Source organism: Escherichia sp. E4742, from assembly GCF_005843885.1.
Classification (GTDB): domain Bacteria; phylum Pseudomonadota; class Gammaproteobacteria; order Enterobacterales; family Enterobacteriaceae; genus Escherichia.
Genome location: NZ_CP040443.1, coordinates 1,941,170 through 1,957,171, shown reverse-complemented (window position 1 = coordinate 1,957,171; position 16,002 = coordinate 1,941,170). Strand labels below are relative to the sequence as shown.

Genomic DNA, 16,002 nt, shown 5'->3' with positions numbered 1-16,002 from the left:
AAATTAAAGGGTTATCCATGTACCGCTCTGATGCGCCAGGGCCGCTTTTATGGTTTGCGGTGAGGTAATCAGGCCGCTGGCCTGTTTGCCTTGTTGCTGGCTGGCATTGATGAAATCAACAATGGCTTCCACTTTTGGTTGCATACTGCCGACACCAAACTGACCTTCCCGCAACAGCGTTTGCGCTTCGACAACGCTGATAGCGTCGAGCCATTGTTGTTGTGGTGTACCAAAGTTAACCGCCACTTTTTCTACTCCGGTGGGGATCACCAGCAGATCCGCACCTAACTGACTGGCGAGCAGCGCGGAGGCCAGATCTTTATCGATCACTGCTTCCACTCCTTTCAGTTGTTGTCCGTCTCGCACCACCGGAATACCACCGCCGCCGCAGGCAATGACCAGGTATCCCTGACGCACCAGATGAGCGATGGTGTTGTGTTCAATAATTTCCAGTGGCGCAGGAGAGGGAACCGTACGCCGCCACCCGCGCCCGGCATCCTCCATCAGAGTCCAGCCGAGCTGTTGCTGGCGTTGTTGGGCCGTTGCTTCATCAAGAAACGCGCCAATCGGTTTACTGGGGCTGGCGAAAGCATCGTCATGTGGGCTAACTCGCGTTTGTGTCACTAGCGCAATTACCGGTTTGTTTATGCCACGGCGAGCGAGTTCGTTATGCAGCGCCTTCTGGAACATGTAGCCAATTGCGCCTTGTGTATCACCCACGGCGTAATCAAGCGGAACCGGAGAAACTTCGTTACAAGCAAGTTCAGAGCGACGCAGAATAAAGCCCACCTGCGGTCCATTACCGTGGGTTAACACCAGATCCCATCCGGCTTCAACCATATCAACGATATGCTGCACGCTTTCCATCACTGCAACATATTGATCGGGAATACTATTGTGTTGATCGTCTTGAATGAGCGCATTGCCGCCAACCGCGACAACAGCCAGTGGCTTAACCATGATGATTCTCCTTTGCGACGATCTCAGCCAGTGCACGTATAGCGGCGACAAAACAGGCCATCGGCGCAGTGGTGATCCCGGCACCAATTTGCCCGACTCCCGCTTGTTTGTGGGCGATACCCGTATTGATGACCGGTAAAATGCCGCGATCGGTAACTTTACGCGCATCAATCCCTGCTGCGGTGGGGGCAAAATTGAGGGCAGGAAGTGTAAATGCGGGGTTACCGCCGAGGGTGATTGCCTGCATCCGACGGCTGTTATTGGTGGCATCGGCAGGTGTGCCTCCCACAAATTTAACGATTGCCGGAGATGACGCCATCGCGAAGCCACCTACACCAGCGGTTTCGGTAATTGCGCTATCGCCCAGGTCAGCAGCGGCGTCGTCAACGCCAAATCCAGGGAAGAACAGACCTTCAACTGCATTGGCGGGAGCCTGGAACCAGCGATCGCCAGTACCGGAAAGCCGAATACCAAAATTCACCCCGTTACGCGCCATCACCGTAACCATTGAACTGAACGGTACATTGGCGGCGGCATCCATCATTGCTTTACAGGCAGCCATCGACAGATTGAGGAAGAAGTGATCGTTACCGGTGATAAATGCTACGACGCGCTGAATATGTTCCTGTGGAAGAGAGCAGGCCAGCAATGCCGGGATCAGACGCTTAATCAGCAAACCGGTAGCGGCAGCATTGCGGTTATGAACTTCATCCCCCATATGTAGCGCCTGCGCCATTAATGGCTTGAGTTCCAGCTCGCCGTGTTGTGCGATTGCTGCTTTCATTGCCGGAGCCAGTTCATCGCGCATCCAGGCCAGACGATTGAGAACTTCGTCGTTATTGGCGCCAAAACGGAGAACCTTACCCAGACCTTCATTGAAATTACTAAAAGTACGATGACCGTTGGTTTTATTTTCCACCACCCATAACGGCATTGACGGGCTGATGATGCCTGCCATTGGTCCAACCGCGTGATAATGATGACAAGGGGCAAGGTCGATTTCGCCTGCGTTTATCTGGTTTTCTGCGTCTTGCTGGCTGGTGGCCCAACCTTCGTACAGCATGGCACCAATAATCGCCCCTTTTACCGGACCACACATCTCCTCCCAGGCAATTGGCGGGCCAGAGTGCAGAATGCGTTTTTGTCCAGCCATTGCCGGGATCGCCTCTTTAGCGAACATGACATCTACCAAAACGGGTTGTGCCTCGAGATAACGTGTCATGGCGATTTGGTTGGCATTTTCTACCAGGGGATGACGTAGCAACGATGCCAGATCCAATCCAGCGTCAATATTGCCTTGTGCTGGTGGCTGCCAGTTGAGTGCAATTGCATTTCCTCCAGCATGTTGAATATTGTCAGCAAAACTGTGTAGCCCCGCGTTTACGACCTTCAAAGGCTGATTAAATAAGGTATTCATGCGTTTAGTCCCTTTTTCTGCAACTGAGTCTGCGCAACGATGCTGGCCCATAGCGCCGCTTGTGCATTGCTGTTGGCAATGATGACGCCCGCGTTTTGTAGTGCACTTATCTGTTGGCTGCGCATTTGTGGATCAGCTTCCGTTCCGCAAACGTGCGCAATCAGCAACGGTGCGTTATGCATGTCGATGTGTGAAAGTTGATCCAGTAATTCGCTGGCAGGCGTGGCGGAAGCGCCATAACCAAGTACCAGGTCGAATAACACGACGGCGGTGTGTGAGTCGTTGAGTTCGTTGAGCAGACGTTGATTGCGCAGAGTCGGGTCGATCATTGGATGCGGTTTGCCACGGGTGAAATCATCGTCGCCCATATCGATCAGCGTGTGAGCTTCGCTTTGCCAGATATTTGCCAGAGTACGATTACCCGCAACTGGCGTATTGGAGGCTGCGCTGAATCCCTTTTGTTGGCAGATAAGTTGCGCTTCGTAACAGAAGGTTCCTCCGGCGAAAACTCCGCGTATCGCCTGGCGATGGGCTGGCAGACGCTGGCTGGCGTTTTGTAACATTGTGAGATCGTCGCAGGAAATCTCTGTCTCGACAGCAGGAAGTGGCTGATCATTCAGTAACGCCACGGCGATATTTGCGGCGCTGGCAAGTGTGGTGGCAGCGGTGATATTGGGACGTGCAAGATCGTGCGGATTCGCACCGAGGAAATTCACCACCACGGGTTTTCCACAAGCCTGGGCGCGCTCCAGAATATTCCGGGCAACGATCGGTGAAGGCGGTTTTGAAATAAGCACAATCACGCGCGTTTCATCGTCTTGCGCGAGCGCATCTAAAGCAAAGAGCATCGATATTCCACCAATCTCTTCACTGAGATCATGCCCACCTGTTCCCAGCGCCTGAGAAATACCCGCTCCGAGCTGGTCGATTCGGCAAGTCACTTCCTGTAACCCGGTGCCTGACGCGCCGATAACACCAATCGCTCCGCGTTTCACCACATTGGCGAAGCCTAACGGAATACCGTTAATAATGGCGGTTCCACAGTCCGGTCCCATTACGATGCGCTGACGTTCTCGGGCAAGCGTTTTGATGGATTTTTCCTGCTTGATACTGACGTTATCGCTGAACATCATTACGTTCATTCCGAGGTTTAACGCTTTAATTGCTTCGGCGGCGGCGTAGTCTCCAGGTACAGATATGAGTGCCAGGTTGGCTTCGGGTTCGGCTTCCAGTGCCATTTCCAGGCTGACCTTTTCCGGTGTTTTAATGCCACTATCCGTTTCATCATCGGGTTTGCTGGTCAGACGTTGCTGGGCCAGTACCAGTGCTTCATTGCAAATATCTTCTTCACCCATGACTGCAATCACTAAATCATTGGGACTGGCGTTGATTTCGTTACCCAGACCCACATCGCGTAATTGTTCGAGATTATTGGGTGTTCCCATGACGACCGAAGCCTGTTGAATACCGGGCAATTTGCTGATTTGCGCGGAAATCTGCATCAGAGAAACCGAGTCCTGATAAAGATTGCTGAAAACTTTATGTTTAACTTTCATGCTGTTACGCCTGTTTCATTCCGCCCGATAGTAAAATTCGGGCAAAGCATCCCCGTGTAGCGCCATAAATGAGCTACAGGAGAAAAGGTTGAAATCAATTCATGGTGTTCAGGGTTCGAAAGCCATGCAGCATTCCTGCAAGGCAATCCACTCCTGACGTTGCGCCAAATTGCATGACCTGTTCTGCACAGGATGCGATTGTCATTGCCGATGCGCCCCCAACCAGTTGTGCGAGTAACTGGCAAATCGGTTCTGAAAAATGGCCCCGAAGCGCACGCTCCAGATAATGACGACTGATGTCAGTGGTGTTGTGCGCATGTTGATCAATTGCCTGCTGCAACCGGTATTGATGAGCGGCAAGTGGTGCAGGTAGTTGCCATAACCAGAGCGCCGCCAGATAGCCCAACAAATAGTCATCTCCATCGGGAGTTAAGCCTTTGCCAAAGCCGATCAGTTGTGGCACCTGGCGTTCCAGCGCATCTGGATGTTCCATAATCTCTAATCCCTGGTGCGTGAGACTATCCGGCAGGTGCAATGTGCTTTGAACGTTATGCTCCAGACAAAATAAAAGCCGTTGCGATGCCATCGTTGGGTAGTGCTGAAAAACCAAAGGGAACGCCTCAAGTGTCAGCCTTCCTCCCACAAATGACGGCTGCCAGAGCGTTGCGTTATCGAGAGCCACACAAAAGCGAGGTGTCTGCAGCAAGCCTGGGGTTAACTGAACGGGATCGGAATGGGCAATCTCTCTTCGCCAGTCCCAACGCTCAGGCAGCCAGACTCTGGCAGCATCAGGGAGATTCAGATACGTTTGCGCACACAACAGGGTGATGAATGTTCCCGCTTCTGAATACAGATTTACCGCATGTTTAAAAGCACTGTGCAGACGTAAATCTTGCGTTTCATTCCACGGGAAAAGATATCCCAACGACGATGCGCAAAGCGTAACCTGTACCATCGGTGTTAGCCTTCCAGGCCTGCAATAATGGCTTTGGAATCAGTAACCCAACCGAAAATGGCACCTTGTGCTTTGATCATCTCCAGGGCGTATTTCTGGAATTCCGGGAAATAGGAGCCAACGCAATCTTCCGGGATGATGCACTCATAACCACGATCATTCGCTTCGCGCACGGTGGTGGTCACACAGACTTCCGTGGTTACTCCGCAAACAATCAGCGTTTTGATGCCGTGGTTTTGCAAAATCAGATGTAAGTCGGTTTGATAAAAAGCGCCTTTGCCGGGTTTATCAATCACCGGTTCGCCTGCGACCGGGTACAGTTCAGGAATGATGTCATGACCTGCTTCACCTCTGACCAGAATGCGCCCCATCGGGCCTGCTTCACCAATAAAGGTTTTACCGCCGCGCGTCAGTTTGGCTGGTGGGCAGTCGCTTAAGTCTGCACGATGGCCTTCACGGGTATGAATAACCATAATTCCTTTTTGACGTGCGGCTGCCAGCACCTCTGTACATGGTGCGATAGCCGTGCGTACCAGTGAAACATCATTGCCCAGTGCTTCACCGAAGCCCCCTGCTTCGACAAAGTCACGCTGCATGTCGATCATGACCAGTGCAGTTGTGCGCGGATCAAAAGGTAATTCAAAGGGTTGAGCCTGAAAAATGGATTGCGTCATGGTAAATCTCCTGTCTGATGTTTAAACGATCCAGTTGTTCTGAGAACGAGTATTCAGGAGAAAAGCGGCACAAAACAGGAAAAAAGTTTGCCGCACAGCAACGAAATTTTTGCATTCAGCAGGCGGCGTGATGACGAATGTGAAGGGGGTCAAATCGTGGCATACAGCAACAAAATTTTTGATGCTGTATGGTTTTGAGTTTAAAAAAATCGTTGAAATTGTGTGAGCTTAAGCACTTGAGTTAGCTGCTATGGTGGTTATTTTTTAACACCATACTGCTTAAACCACTCCAGCATACGCTGCCAGCCATCTTTTGCAGATTCGGCATGATAGCTCGGGCGATAATCGGCGTTGAACGCATGTCCGGCATCCGGGTACACGATAATCTCTGCTTTCGCGTTCGCTGCCCGTAGCGCCTGACGCATGGTTTCGACGCTCTCCTGCGGAATGCTGTTATCCTGACCACCATATAAGCCGAGAACCGGCGCGTTGAGATCGGTCGCGATATCAACAGGTTGTTTCGGTGAATTCAGCGATTTATCGCCTGTCAGCTTGCCGTACCACGCCACCGCCGCTTTCAATTGCGGGTTATGCGCGGCATATAGCCAGGTGATACGCCCGCCCCAGCAAAATCCTGTGATCATTAAACGATGAACATCGCCGCCGTTGCGGGATGCCCAACTGGCGACATGATCGAGATCGGCCAGCACCTGTGAGTCAGGCACTTTTGCTACCAGGCCGCTTAGCAACGTGGGAATATCGGCGAAATCATTAGGATCGCCTTCGCGGAAGTAGAGTTCTGGTGCGATAGCCAGATACCCCTCCAGCGCCAGACGGCGACAAATGTCACGGATATGTTCATGCACGCCAAAAATTTCCTGCACTACAATGACCACTGGTAGTGGACCATCGCTCTGTTTTGGACGGGCATGATAAGCAGGCATGTTATCCCCTTGTGAAGGGATAGAGGTGAACCCTGCCACAATCGCATCGTCCGGAGTCTGAACGATGGTCGAGGCGAGGGGGGATGCAGCAGGTGCAAATCCAGAGTGTTGTGTTGTTGTCATGGTATTCTCCGTACCCTTATAAAAATTTTGCGCAATGTTAACTATAGTCAGCGTGCAACAATTCACATTGCCTCAAATGGCTCATCTTTTAAGCAGTCTTACTGACTTAAGAGAAAATTATGTGATTTAAGTCACTTTTGATGAGTAAATGTATGCAACACATTTGCATCATAGTGATGATTATCACGAAAAAATCTTAATCCCTTCGGTAAAGTACCTTTTTGCTTCTTCTGACTAAACCGATTCACAGAGGAGTTGTATATGTCCAAGTCTGATGTTTTTCATCTCGGCCTCACTAAAAACGATTTACAAGGGGCTACGCTTGCCATCGTCCCTGGCGACCCGGATCGTGTGGAAAAGATCGCCGCGCTGATGGATAAGCCGGTTAAGCTGGCATCTCACCGCGAATTTACCACCTGGCGTGCAGAGCTGGATGGTAAACCTGTTATTGTCTGCTCTACCGGTATCGGCGGCCCGTCGACTTCTATTGCCGTTGAAGAACTGGCACAGCTGGGCATTCGCACCTTCCTGCGTATCGGTACAACTGGCGCTATTCAGCCGCATATTAATGTTGGCGATGTACTGGTTACCACGGCGTCTGTTCGTCTGGATGGCGCGAGCCTGCACTTCGCACCGCTGGAGTTCCCGGCTGTCGCTGATTTCGAATGTACGACTGCGCTGGTTGAAGCAGCGAAGTCTATTGGCGCGACCACTCACGTTGGCGTGACTGCTTCTTCTGATACCTTCTACCCAGGTCAGGAACGTTACGATACTTACTCTGGTCGCGTAGTCCGTCACTTTAAAGGTTCTATGGAAGAGTGGCAGGCGATGGGCGTGATGAACTATGAAATGGAATCTGCAACTCTGCTGACCATGTGTGCAAGCCAGGGCCTGCGTGCGGGTATGGTGGCGGGCGTTATCGTTAACCGCACTCAGCAAGAGATCCCGAATGCCGAGACGATGAAGCAAACCGAAAGCCATGCGGTGAAAATCGTGGTGGAAGCGGCGCGTCGTCTGCTGAAATGACAACTTGTTGATAAAGTGCGATTTATTCATGCCGGATGCGGCGTAAACGCCTTATTCGGCCTACAATATCGTGTAAATTCAATAAATTGCAGCGTCCTGTAGGCCGGATAAGATGCGCCAGCATCGCATCCGGCGCTATCGCTAAATCGGGCTGCGCTGCCTTTGCCGCATGCGGCGTGAACGCCTTATCTGGCCAACAAAAGTCTGCATATCCAGTATATTGCAGAGATCAGGCAATTTAGCGTTTGTCATCAGTCTCACGCTCCCCAACTTCGGGGAGCGACATCCCCGTGGTTGGCTGCATCCTCTGTTCAGTTATTTATTATTTAAATTGTTCCATGCGTTCATAAACAGCACTGCATTTTCATAGACCTGCTCTGGCGTCATGCCGGGGCGATATAGCGCAGAACCGAGGCCAAAACCGTTTGCGCCGTGGCTCAGATAACGCGCCATTGTTTCCGGTGTGATACCGCCAACCGGTAACATTGGAACGGATTGCGGAATAACCGCACGCCAGGCTTTGGTGACTTCTGGCGTAATTTGTTCGGCCGGGAACAGCTTGATGGCATTGGCGCCATGTTCAATGGCAGCAAAGGCTTCGGTGGGCGTAGCGACGCCAGGCGCGCAATACATACCCAGCGCACGGGCGCGACGGATCACCGCAGTATCGCAATGCGGCATCACGATAATCTGGCCTCCAGCCTCTTTAACCGCGACCACCTGCTCTACTGAAAGCACAGTTCCGGCTCCGACCAGGCAGTCCTTAGGCAGGGCGTCGCGCAGTAGACTGATACTTTGCAACGGCTCCGGCGAGTTCATGGGAATCTCAATCAGGCGGAACCCGGCGGCATATAGCTTTTCACCGATGGCGACAATCTCATCCGGTTTCACGCCGCGTAAAATGGCGACTAACCCGGTTTTTTGCAAAAGAGTATTAAATGGCATGAGTACATTCCCTGGCGTTGGTGGAGAGTAACCCGGCAGCGTGGGCGATTCGCCATAGTCCCTGTTCAGTGGCATTAGGAATGGCGTGAAGCTGTCTGTCGGGAAAAACGTGGCTGAACGCCCGTGAATAGCGGCTGTTCAGGGTGGCGCTACCGATTAAGGCGATCGGCGTTGTGGCGGGTAAATCACGCAGCAAGCTGGATGCCAGACCACATAATTCATGGCCTATCAGTAATCCGGAAAGATAATCGACCTGTGAGGACGGCGTAAGATTATCAGTTAGCAAGCGCGAACGGGTCGAAAACAGCGTCGATAATAATCCGGTCTGATGATGCTCCAGTGCCGCTGTCAGTCCTTGGGCAAAGGCATCCCAGTACGGCTCGTCGCCCGGACGCATGGTGGCGCCAAGAATAGAATGGCGGGATAAAACATCAAATAACTCGCCCGTCATAAAAGTTCGGAAATCGGTAATGGTGTTGTTTTCAACCACCGCCCATTTCGCATGTGTGCCAGGTAAGCCAATCAGCACCGGCACACCCCTACGGATTGCGTCTTGCAGGGCAGGTTCCATTGCGATAGCACCGAAGATTTGTGTCTCTTCGCCACGCATCACTTCGGGCATTTCACCTTCTTTAATCACGCCAGGAATAATGTGCAGCATTGTCTGCTGTTGGTGGATAACCGGCGTCAGTTGCTTCGCCAGTCCATCGAGAGTGACCGGGCAAGGTAAATAAGCTGCTGGTTGCCACCCTTGCGCACTGCCAATCATGCCGCAAGCCAGAACCGGGCATGAGGTTTGTGCCAGCCAGTCTCCACAGACACGCAAAAATGTATCGTGGAAAGCGTCCTCACGTGTTGCTGCCTGGGAGGGTAATTTCATGATTCCCCAGGGGAATTCACGTTTTTCTTGTGGATCTGATGAGTCGCCAAAACGCCATGCCCGAAGCGATGATGTTCCCCAATCCAGGGCAATAAATGAGGTATTTCCCGACATTAGCCGTTTCCTTTAATCATGGTTTAATTATCTTTGCGGACATGCTTACCCCAGCCCAGTTCAGCGGAGATCTCTTCTGCACAGGATTTGACGTAAGGTGCCAGTTCTTCCAGGCGCACCAGCGACATATACGTGGTGGTACTGGCGACAGAAATGGCCGCCACAATTTCATTCCGGGCGTTGTAAATCGGCGCTGCAATGCAACGGATAGTGGGCTCGTTCTCTTCCAGATCAAAAGCAAAACCACTGGCGGCATAACGGCGCATGTTTTGTATAAATGCGCCCAGTTTTGTTTCATCACCACAAGTCAAAAATAGTGTGCGCCACTCTTCTTCTGTTCGGTTGAGGATCAACGCCTTACCGATTCCCGTAACCGCCAGAGGCATGCGATGCCCAGGACGTGAGCGCATCTCCAGCCCGCGCTGACCGTTGATCTTCTCCAGATACAGCACTTCGTTGCTTTCAACGATACCCAGATGCACGGTGTCCAGGGTGTAACGGGCCAGACGCTGCAAAACGGGCTGTGCAACTTCATACAATGAAGTGCTTTCCAGCGCTCTGGCACCGAGTTCGATCAGTTTGGCGCCCAGTTGGTAGCCCTGAGTTGGGACATGGCGCAGATAGCGTTGCTCCACCAAAACAGAGACTAAACGATGGGTTGTACTCCGCGTCGTGCCGGTGAACTCGCCGATACTTTTCAGGTCATGGCAACCGTTATAAACGGCATTAATAACCGCCAGTCCGCGTAATAATGTTTGTGCGCCAGCGGTGGTTGAAGAGGTTTCTGCCATAGGTGTCTCCTGATGATATTGCCGAGTGTTTCACAGAATAAAGTGGGGAAAAGGTGATTCGTCCCACAATATAAACTTAGTCTCATATTGTGGGATAAAATAAGCAAAATAAACGATTGTTTTGCGTAGCGCCTCGCAGGAAATACCTTTCAAACTGGACGTTTGTACAGCACAATTCTATTTTGTGCGGGTAAGTTGTTGCGTCAGGAGGCTTTGTGGATTTCTCAATCATTGTTTATGCCATTATTGGGCTGGTCAGTGTGGCCATCGGTTGGCTGTTTGCCAGTTATCAACATGCGCAGCAAAAAGCCGAGCAATTAGCCGAACGTGAAGAGATGGTCGCGGAGTTAAGTGCGGCAAAACAACAAATTACCCAAAGTGAGCACTGGCGTGCAGAGTGTGAATTGCTCAATAACGAAGTGCGTAGTCTGCAAAGTATTAACACCTCGCTGGAGGCAGATCTGCGTGAAGTAACCACGCGGATGGAAGCTGCACAGCAACATGCTGACGATAAAATTCGCCAGATGATTAACAGCGAGCAGCGCTTGAGCGAGCAGTTTGAAAACCTCGCCAACCGTATTTTTGAGCACAGTAATCGCCGTGTAGATGAACAAAATCGCCAGAGTCTGAACAACCTGCTATCGCCGCTGCGTGAACAACTGGATGGTTTTCGCCGACAGGTACAGGACAGCTTTGGTAAAGAAGCACAAGAACGCCATACCCTGACCCACGAAATTCGTAATCTACAGCAACTCAACGCGCAAATGGCCCAGGAAGCGATCAACCTGACGCGCGCGCTGAAAGGTGATAACAAAACCCAGGGGAACTGGGGCGAAGTGGTACTGACGCGGGTGCTGGAGGCTTCCGGACTGCGTGAAGGGTATGAATACGAAACCCAGGTAAGCATTGAAAATGACGCTCGCTCGCGGATGCAGCCGGATGTCATCGTGCGGCTACCGCAGGGGAAAGATGTGGTGATCGATGCAAAAATGACGCTGGTCGCCTATGAACGCTACTTCAACGCGGAAGACGACTACACACGTGAAAGCGCATTGCAGGAGCATATTGCTTCGGTACGTAATCACATCCGCTTGCTTGGGCGCAAAGACTATCAACAGCTGCCGGGGCTACGAACGCTGGATTACGTGCTGATGTTTATCCCCGTTGAGCCAGCGTTTTTACTGGCGCTTGATCGCCAGCCGGAGCTGATCACCGAAGCGTTAAAGAACAACATCATGCTGGTTAGCCCCACCACGCTGCTGGTGGCGTTGCGTACTATCGCCAACCTGTGGCGTTATGAGCATCAAAGCCGTAACGCCCAGCAAATCGCCGATCGTGCCAGCAAGCTGTACGACAAGATGCGTCTGTTTATTGATGATATGTCCGCGATTGGTCAAAGTCTGGACAAAGCGCAGGATAACTATCGCCAGGCGATGAAAAAACTCTCTTCAGGTCGCGGAAATGTGCTGGCGCAGGCAGAAGCGTTTCGCGGTTTAGGGGTAGAAATTAAACGCGAGATTAATCCGGACTTGGCTGAACAGGCGGTGAGCCAGGATGAAGAGTATCGACTGCGGTCGGTTCCAGGGCAGCCGAATGATGAAGCTTATCAACGCGATGATGAATATAATCAGCAGTCGCGCTAGCCCATTGGGGGTAGTTACGCCGGGTAGAAATCTAGGGCATCGACGCCCAATCTGTTACACTTCTGGAACAATTTTTTGATGAGCAGGCATTGAGATGGTGGATAAGTCACAAGAAACGACGCACTTTGGTTTTCAGACCGTCGCGAAAGAACAAAAAGCAGATATGGTCGCCCACGTTTTCCATTCCGTGGCATCGAAATATGATGTCATGAATGATTTGATGTCATTTGGTATTCATCGTTTGTGGAAGCGATTCACGATCGATTGCAGCGGCGTACGCCGTGGGCAGACCGTGCTGGATCTGGCTGGCGGCACCGGTGACCTGACGGCAAAATTCTCCCGCCTGGTCGGTGAGACTGGCAAAGTGGTCCTCGCCGATATCAATGAATCCATGCTCAAAATGGGGCGCGAGAAACTGCGTAATATCGGTGTGATTGGCAACGTTGAGTATGTTCAGGCGAACGCCGAGGCGCTGCCGTTCCCGGATAACACCTTTGACTGCATCACCATTTCGTTTGGTCTGCGCAACGTTACCGACAAAGATAAAGCACTGCGTTCGATGTATCGCGTGCTGAAACCGGGCGGCCGCCTGCTGGTGCTTGAGTTCTCGAAGCCGATTATCGAACCGTTAAGCAAAGCCTATGACGCTTACTCCTTCCATGTGCTGCCACGTATTGGTTCGCTGGTGGCGAACGATGCCGACAGCTACCGCTATCTGGCCGAATCCATCCGTATGCATCCCGATCAGGATACGCTGAAAGCCATGATGCAGGATGCCGGATTCGAAAGTGTCGATTATTACAACCTGACGGCTGGCGTTGTGGCGCTGCATCGTGGTTATAAATTCTGACAGGAGTACGACTATGCCTTTTAAACCTTTAGTGACGGCAGGAATTGAAAGTCTGCTCAACACTTTCCTGTATCGCTCACCCGCGCTGAAAACAGCCCGCTCGCGTCTGCTGGGTAAAGTATTGCGCGTGGAGGTAAAAGGCTTTTCGACGTCGCTAATTCTGGTGTTTAGTGAACGCCAGGTCGATGTGCTGGGCGAATGGTCTGGCGATGCTGATTGCACCGTTATCGCTTACGCCAGCGTGTTGCCGAAACTTCGTGACCGCCAGCAGCTTGCCGCACTAATTCGTAGCGGTGAGCTGGAAGTGCAGGGCGATATTCAGGTGGTACAGAATTTCGTTGCGCTGGCAGATCTGGCAGAGTTCGACCCTGCTGAACTGTTGGCCCCTTATACCGGTGATATCGCCGCTGAAGGTATCAGCAAAGCCCTGCGCGGCGGTGCGAAGTTCCTGCATCATGGTATTAAACGCCAGCAACGTTACGTGGCGGAAGCTATCACCGAAGAGTGGCGTATGGCGCCAGGTCCGCTTGAAGTGGCCTGGTTTGCGGAAGAGACGGCTGCCGTCGAGCGTGCTGTTGATGCCCTGACCAAACGGCTGGAAAAACTGGAGGCTAAATGACGCCAGGTGAAGTACGGCGCCTATATTTCATCATTCGCACCTTTCTAAGCTACGGACTTGATGAACTGATCCCCAACATGCGTATCACCCTGCCGCTGCGGTTATGGCGATACACGCTCTTCTGGATGCCGAACCGGCATAAAGAAAAACCGTTAGGTGAGCGACTGCGACTGGCGCTGCAAGAGCTGGGGCCGGTATGGATCAAGTTCGGGCAGATGTTGTCTACCCGTCGCGACCTTTTCCCGCCGCATATTGCCGATCAGCTGGCGTTATTGCAGGACAAAGTCGCACCGTTTGATGGCAGACTGGCGAAGCAACAGATTGAAGCTGCAATGGGCGGTCTGCCGGTGGAGGCGTGGTTTGACGATTTTGAAATCGAGCCGCTGGCGTCGGCCTCAATCGCCCAGGTTCATACCGCGCGATTGAAATCGAATGGCAAAGATGTGGTAATTAAAGTCATTCGCCCGGATATTTTGCCGGTGATTAAAGCGGACCTGAAACTTATCTACCGTCTGGCCCGTTGGGTGCCGCGTTTGCTGCCGGATGGCCGCCGTCTGCGCCCAACTGAAGTGGTGCGCGAGTACGAAAAGACCTTGATTGATGAACTGAATTTGCTGCGGGAATCTGCCAACGCCATTCAGTTACGACGCAATTTTGAAGACAGCCCGATGCTCTACATCCCGGAAGTTTACCCTGACTATTGCAGCGAAGGGATGATGGTGATGGAGCGCATTTACGGCATTCCCGTTTCTGATGTTGCGGCGCTGGAGAAAAACGGCACTAACATGAAATTGCTGGCGGAACGCGGTGTGCAGGTGTTCTTCACCCAGGTTTTCCGTGACAGCTTTTTCCATGCCGATATGCATCCAGGCAACATCTTCGTAAGCTATGAACACCCGGAAAACCCGAAATATATCGGCATTGATTGCGGGATAGTCGGCTCGCTAAACAAGGAAGATAAACGCTATCTGGCGGAAAACTTTATCGCCTTCTTTAACCGCGACTATCGCAAAGTGGCGGAGCTGCATGTCGATTCAGGCTGGGTACCGCCAGATACCAACGTTGAAGAGTTCGAATTTGCCATTCGTACTGTCTGTGAACCTATCTTTGAGAAACCGCTGGCCGAAATTTCGTTTGGACATGTGCTGTTAAATCTGTTTAATACGGCGCGTCGCTTCAATATGGAAGTGCAGCCGCAACTGGTGTTACTTCAGAAAACCTTGCTCTATATCGAAGGGGTAGGACGGCAGCTTTATCCGCAGCTCGATTTATGGAAAACTGCAAAACCTTTCCTTGAATCGTGGATTAAAGATCAGGTCGGTATTCCCGCGCTGGTGAGAGCATTTAAGGAAAAAGCGCCGTTCTGGATCGAAAAAATGCCAGAACTGCCTGAATTGGTTTATGACAGTTTGCGCCAGGGCAAGTATTTACAGCATAGTGTTGATAAGATTGCGCGCGAGTTACAGTCGAATCATGTGCGTCAGGGACAATCTCGTTACTTATTGGGGATTGGTGCGACGTTAGTATTAAGCGGCACATTCTTGTTGGTCAGCCGACCGGAATGGGGGCTGATGCCCGGCTGGTTAATGGCGGCCGGTCTGATCGCCTGGTTTGTCGGTTGGTGCAAAACACGCTGATTTTTTCATCGCTCAAGGCGGGCCGTGTAACGTATAATGCGGCCTTGTTTAATCATCATCTACCACAGAGGAACATGTATGGGTGGTATCAGTATTTGGCAGTTATTGATTATTGCCGTCATCGTTGTACTGCTTTTTGGCACCAAAAAGCTCGGCTCCATCGGTTCCGATCTTGGTGCGTCGATCAAAGGCTTTAAAAAAGCAATGAGCGATGATGAACCAAAGCAGGATAAAACCAGTCAGGATGCTGATTTTACTGCGAAAACCATCGCCGATAAGCAGACGGATGCGAATCAGGAACAGGCTAAAACAGAAGACGCAAAGCGCCACGATAAAGAGCAGGTGTAATCCGTGTTTGATATCGGTTTTAGCGAACTGCTATTGGTGTTCATCATCGGCCTCGTAGTTCTGGGGCCGCAACGACTGCCTGTGGCGGTAAAAACGGTAGCGGGCTGGATTCGTGCGTTGCGTTCACTGGCAACAACGGTGCAGAACGAACTGACCCAGGAGTTAAAACTCCAGGAGTTTCAGGACAGCCTGAAAAAGGTTGAAAAGGCGAGTCTCACCAACCTGACGCCTGAACTGAAAGCGTCAATGGATGAGCTGCGCCAGGCTGCGGAGTCGATGAAGCGTTCCTACGTTGCGAATGACCCTGAAAAGGCGAGCGATGAAGCGCACACCATTCATAACCCGGTGGTGAAAGACAATGAGGCTGCGCATGAAGGCGTCACGCCTGCCGCTGCACAAACGCAGGCCAGTTCGCCGGAACAGAAGCCAGAAACCACGCCAGAGCCGGTGGTAAAACCTGCTGCGGACGCTGAACCGAAAACCGCTGCACATTCCCCTTCGTCGAGTGATAAACCGTAAA

Annotated in this window: 16 protein-coding genes; 7 read left to right on the top strand and 9 right to left on the bottom strand. The window is 51.8% G+C overall.

Annotated elements, in window-relative coordinates:
- Positions 1 to 3: 3 nt before the first annotated feature.
- The 6 genes from arcC to FEM44_RS09470 all read right to left on the bottom strand — a co-directional run bounded on the left by arcC (position 4) and on the right by FEM44_RS09470 (position 6,629).
- The gene (gene arcC / locus FEM44_RS09495; protein ID WP_135523411.1) at positions 4 to 960 is read right to left on the bottom strand and encodes a carbamate kinase; all 957 of its coding nucleotides are present in this window, start codon (positions 958 to 960) and stop codon (positions 4 to 6) included.
- A complete protein-coding gene (locus FEM44_RS09490; protein WP_135523412.1) occupies positions 953 to 2,377 on the bottom strand; it encodes a DUF1116 domain-containing protein in 1,425 nt (474 codons plus the stop codon). The genes arcC and FEM44_RS09490 overlap by 8 nt, the downstream gene beginning before the upstream one ends.
- The gene (gene fdrA, locus FEM44_RS09485) at positions 2,374 to 3,933 is read right to left on the bottom strand and encodes an acyl-CoA synthetase FdrA (RefSeq protein ID WP_135523413.1); all 1,560 of its coding nucleotides are present in this window, start codon (positions 3,931 to 3,933) and stop codon (positions 2,374 to 2,376) included. The genes FEM44_RS09490 and fdrA overlap by 4 nt, the downstream gene beginning before the upstream one ends.
- Positions 3,934 to 4,027: 94 nt before the next feature.
- The gene (locus FEM44_RS09480) at positions 4,028 to 4,888 is read right to left on the bottom strand and encodes a DUF2877 domain-containing protein (RefSeq protein ID WP_135523414.1); all 861 of its coding nucleotides are present in this window, start codon (positions 4,886 to 4,888) and stop codon (positions 4,028 to 4,030) included.
- A gap of 5 nt (positions 4,889 to 4,893) precedes the next feature.
- Complete coding sequence (locus FEM44_RS09475) at positions 4,894 to 5,562, bottom strand: cysteine hydrolase family protein (RefSeq protein WP_065227979.1); 669 nt, start codon at positions 5,560 to 5,562, stop codon at positions 4,894 to 4,896.
- A gap of 257 nt (positions 5,563 to 5,819) precedes the next feature.
- Positions 5,820 to 6,629: a dienelactone hydrolase family protein gene (locus FEM44_RS09470; protein WP_135523415.1), complete on the bottom strand. Its 810-nt coding sequence runs from the start codon at positions 6,627 to 6,629 to the stop codon at positions 5,820 to 5,822.
- A 261-nt stretch (positions 6,630 to 6,890) separates the two neighbouring features.
- On the opposite strand from FEM44_RS09470, the gene udp reads away from it, so the two are divergent.
- Positions 6,891 to 7,655, top strand: coding sequence for a uridine phosphorylase (gene udp / locus FEM44_RS09465; protein ID WP_000045178.1), 765 nt, complete (start codon positions 6,891 to 6,893; stop codon positions 7,653 to 7,655).
- Positions 7,656 to 7,970: 315 nt separating this feature from the next.
- On the opposite strand, the gene FEM44_RS09460 is transcribed toward udp, so the two are convergent.
- Genes FEM44_RS09460 through FEM44_RS09450 form a run of 3 tightly spaced genes read right to left on the bottom strand, consistent with a single transcriptional unit; the run spans position 7,971 to position 10,385 of the window.
- Positions 7,971 to 8,600, bottom strand: coding sequence for a 2-dehydro-3-deoxy-6-phosphogalactonate aldolase (locus FEM44_RS09460; protein WP_130209460.1), 630 nt, complete (start codon positions 8,598 to 8,600; stop codon positions 7,971 to 7,973).
- Positions 8,590 to 9,594 (bottom strand): 2-dehydro-3-deoxygalactonokinase, encoded by a 1,005-nt coding sequence (locus FEM44_RS09455; RefSeq protein ID WP_135523416.1) that lies wholly within the window; start codon positions 9,592 to 9,594, stop codon positions 8,590 to 8,592. Before FEM44_RS09455 ends, FEM44_RS09460 begins: the two co-directional genes overlap by 11 nt.
- Positions 9,595 to 9,617: 23 nt before the next feature.
- Positions 9,618 to 10,385: an IclR family transcriptional regulator gene (locus FEM44_RS09450; RefSeq protein ID WP_135523417.1), complete on the bottom strand. Its 768-nt coding sequence runs from the start codon at positions 10,383 to 10,385 to the stop codon at positions 9,618 to 9,620.
- A gap of 215 nt (positions 10,386 to 10,600) precedes the next feature.
- Here FEM44_RS09450 and rmuC point away from each other — a divergent pair, with 215 nt between their 5' ends.
- The 6 genes from rmuC to tatB all read left to right on the top strand — a co-directional run bounded on the left by rmuC (position 10,601) and on the right by tatB (position 16,001).
- Positions 10,601 to 12,028, top strand: coding sequence for a DNA recombination protein RmuC (gene rmuC / locus FEM44_RS09445; protein WP_135523418.1), 1,428 nt, complete (start codon positions 10,601 to 10,603; stop codon positions 12,026 to 12,028).
- A 94-nt stretch (positions 12,029 to 12,122) separates the two neighbouring features.
- Positions 12,123 to 12,878, top strand: a complete 756-nt coding sequence (gene ubiE, locus FEM44_RS09440; protein ID WP_000227958.1) for a bifunctional demethylmenaquinone methyltransferase/2-methoxy-6-polyprenyl-1,4-benzoquinol methylase UbiE — start codon at positions 12,123 to 12,125, stop codon at positions 12,876 to 12,878.
- A gap of 13 nt (positions 12,879 to 12,891) precedes the next feature.
- Positions 12,892 to 13,497, top strand: coding sequence for a ubiquinone biosynthesis protein UbiJ (ubiJ, locus tag FEM44_RS09435; protein ID WP_130223349.1), 606 nt, complete (start codon positions 12,892 to 12,894; stop codon positions 13,495 to 13,497).
- Positions 13,494 to 15,134, top strand: a complete 1,641-nt coding sequence (ubiB, locus tag FEM44_RS09430) for a ubiquinone biosynthesis regulatory protein kinase UbiB (protein ID WP_130219478.1) — start codon at positions 13,494 to 13,496, stop codon at positions 15,132 to 15,134. Before ubiJ ends, ubiB begins: the two co-directional genes overlap by 4 nt.
- A gap of 78 nt (positions 15,135 to 15,212) precedes the next feature.
- On the top strand, positions 15,213 to 15,482 hold the full coding sequence (gene tatA / locus FEM44_RS09425; protein ID WP_135523419.1) for a Sec-independent protein translocase subunit TatA: 270 nt from the start codon (positions 15,213 to 15,215) through the stop codon (positions 15,480 to 15,482).
- 3 nt (positions 15,483 to 15,485) lie between these two features.
- Positions 15,486 to 16,001 (top strand): Sec-independent protein translocase protein TatB, encoded by a 516-nt coding sequence (tatB, locus tag FEM44_RS09420; protein ID WP_130209474.1) that lies wholly within the window; start codon positions 15,486 to 15,488, stop codon positions 15,999 to 16,001.
- Position 16,002: the final 1 nt, after the last annotated feature.

What these genes read in the sequence shown, in the direction of transcription:
- FEM44_RS09450 (WP_135523417.1), bottom strand. Translation starts at nt 10,385, where the DNA reads ATGGCAGAAACCTCTTCAACCACCGCTGGCGCACAAACATTATTACGC.
- ubiB (WP_130219478.1), top strand. Translation starts at nt 13,494, where the DNA reads ATGACGCCAGGTGAAGTACGGCGCCTATATTTCATCATTCGCACCTTT.
- ubiE (WP_000227958.1), top strand. Translation starts at nt 12,123, where the DNA reads ATGGTGGATAAGTCACAAGAAACGACGCACTTTGGTTTTCAGACCGTC.
- FEM44_RS09470 (WP_135523415.1), bottom strand. Translation starts at nt 6,629, where the DNA reads ATGACAACAACACAACACTCTGGATTTGCACCTGCTGCATCCCCCCTC.
- FEM44_RS09490 (WP_135523412.1), bottom strand. Translation starts at nt 2,377, where the DNA reads ATGAATACCTTATTTAATCAGCCTTTGAAGGTCGTAAACGCGGGGCTA.
- FEM44_RS09475 (WP_065227979.1), bottom strand. Translation starts at nt 5,562, where the DNA reads ATGACGCAATCCATTTTTCAGGCTCAACCCTTTGAATTACCTTTTGAT.
- udp (WP_000045178.1), top strand. Translation starts at nt 6,891, where the DNA reads ATGTCCAAGTCTGATGTTTTTCATCTCGGCCTCACTAAAAACGATTTA.
- arcC (WP_135523411.1), bottom strand. Translation starts at nt 960, where the DNA reads ATGGTTAAGCCACTGGCTGTTGTCGCGGTTGGCGGCAATGCGCTCATT.
- fdrA (WP_135523413.1), bottom strand. Translation starts at nt 3,933, where the DNA reads ATGAAAGTTAAACATAAAGTTTTCAGCAATCTTTATCAGGACTCGGTT.
- FEM44_RS09455 (WP_135523416.1), bottom strand. Translation starts at nt 9,594, where the DNA reads ATGTCGGGAAATACCTCATTTATTGCCCTGGATTGGGGAACATCATCG.
- tatA (WP_135523419.1), top strand. Translation starts at nt 15,213, where the DNA reads ATGGGTGGTATCAGTATTTGGCAGTTATTGATTATTGCCGTCATCGTT.
- FEM44_RS09480 (WP_135523414.1), bottom strand. Translation starts at nt 4,888, where the DNA reads ATGGTACAGGTTACGCTTTGCGCATCGTCGTTGGGATATCTTTTCCCG.
- FEM44_RS09460 (WP_130209460.1), bottom strand. Translation starts at nt 8,600, where the DNA reads ATGCCATTTAATACTCTTTTGCAAAAAACCGGGTTAGTCGCCATTTTA.
- ubiJ (WP_130223349.1), top strand. Translation starts at nt 12,892, where the DNA reads ATGCCTTTTAAACCTTTAGTGACGGCAGGAATTGAAAGTCTGCTCAAC.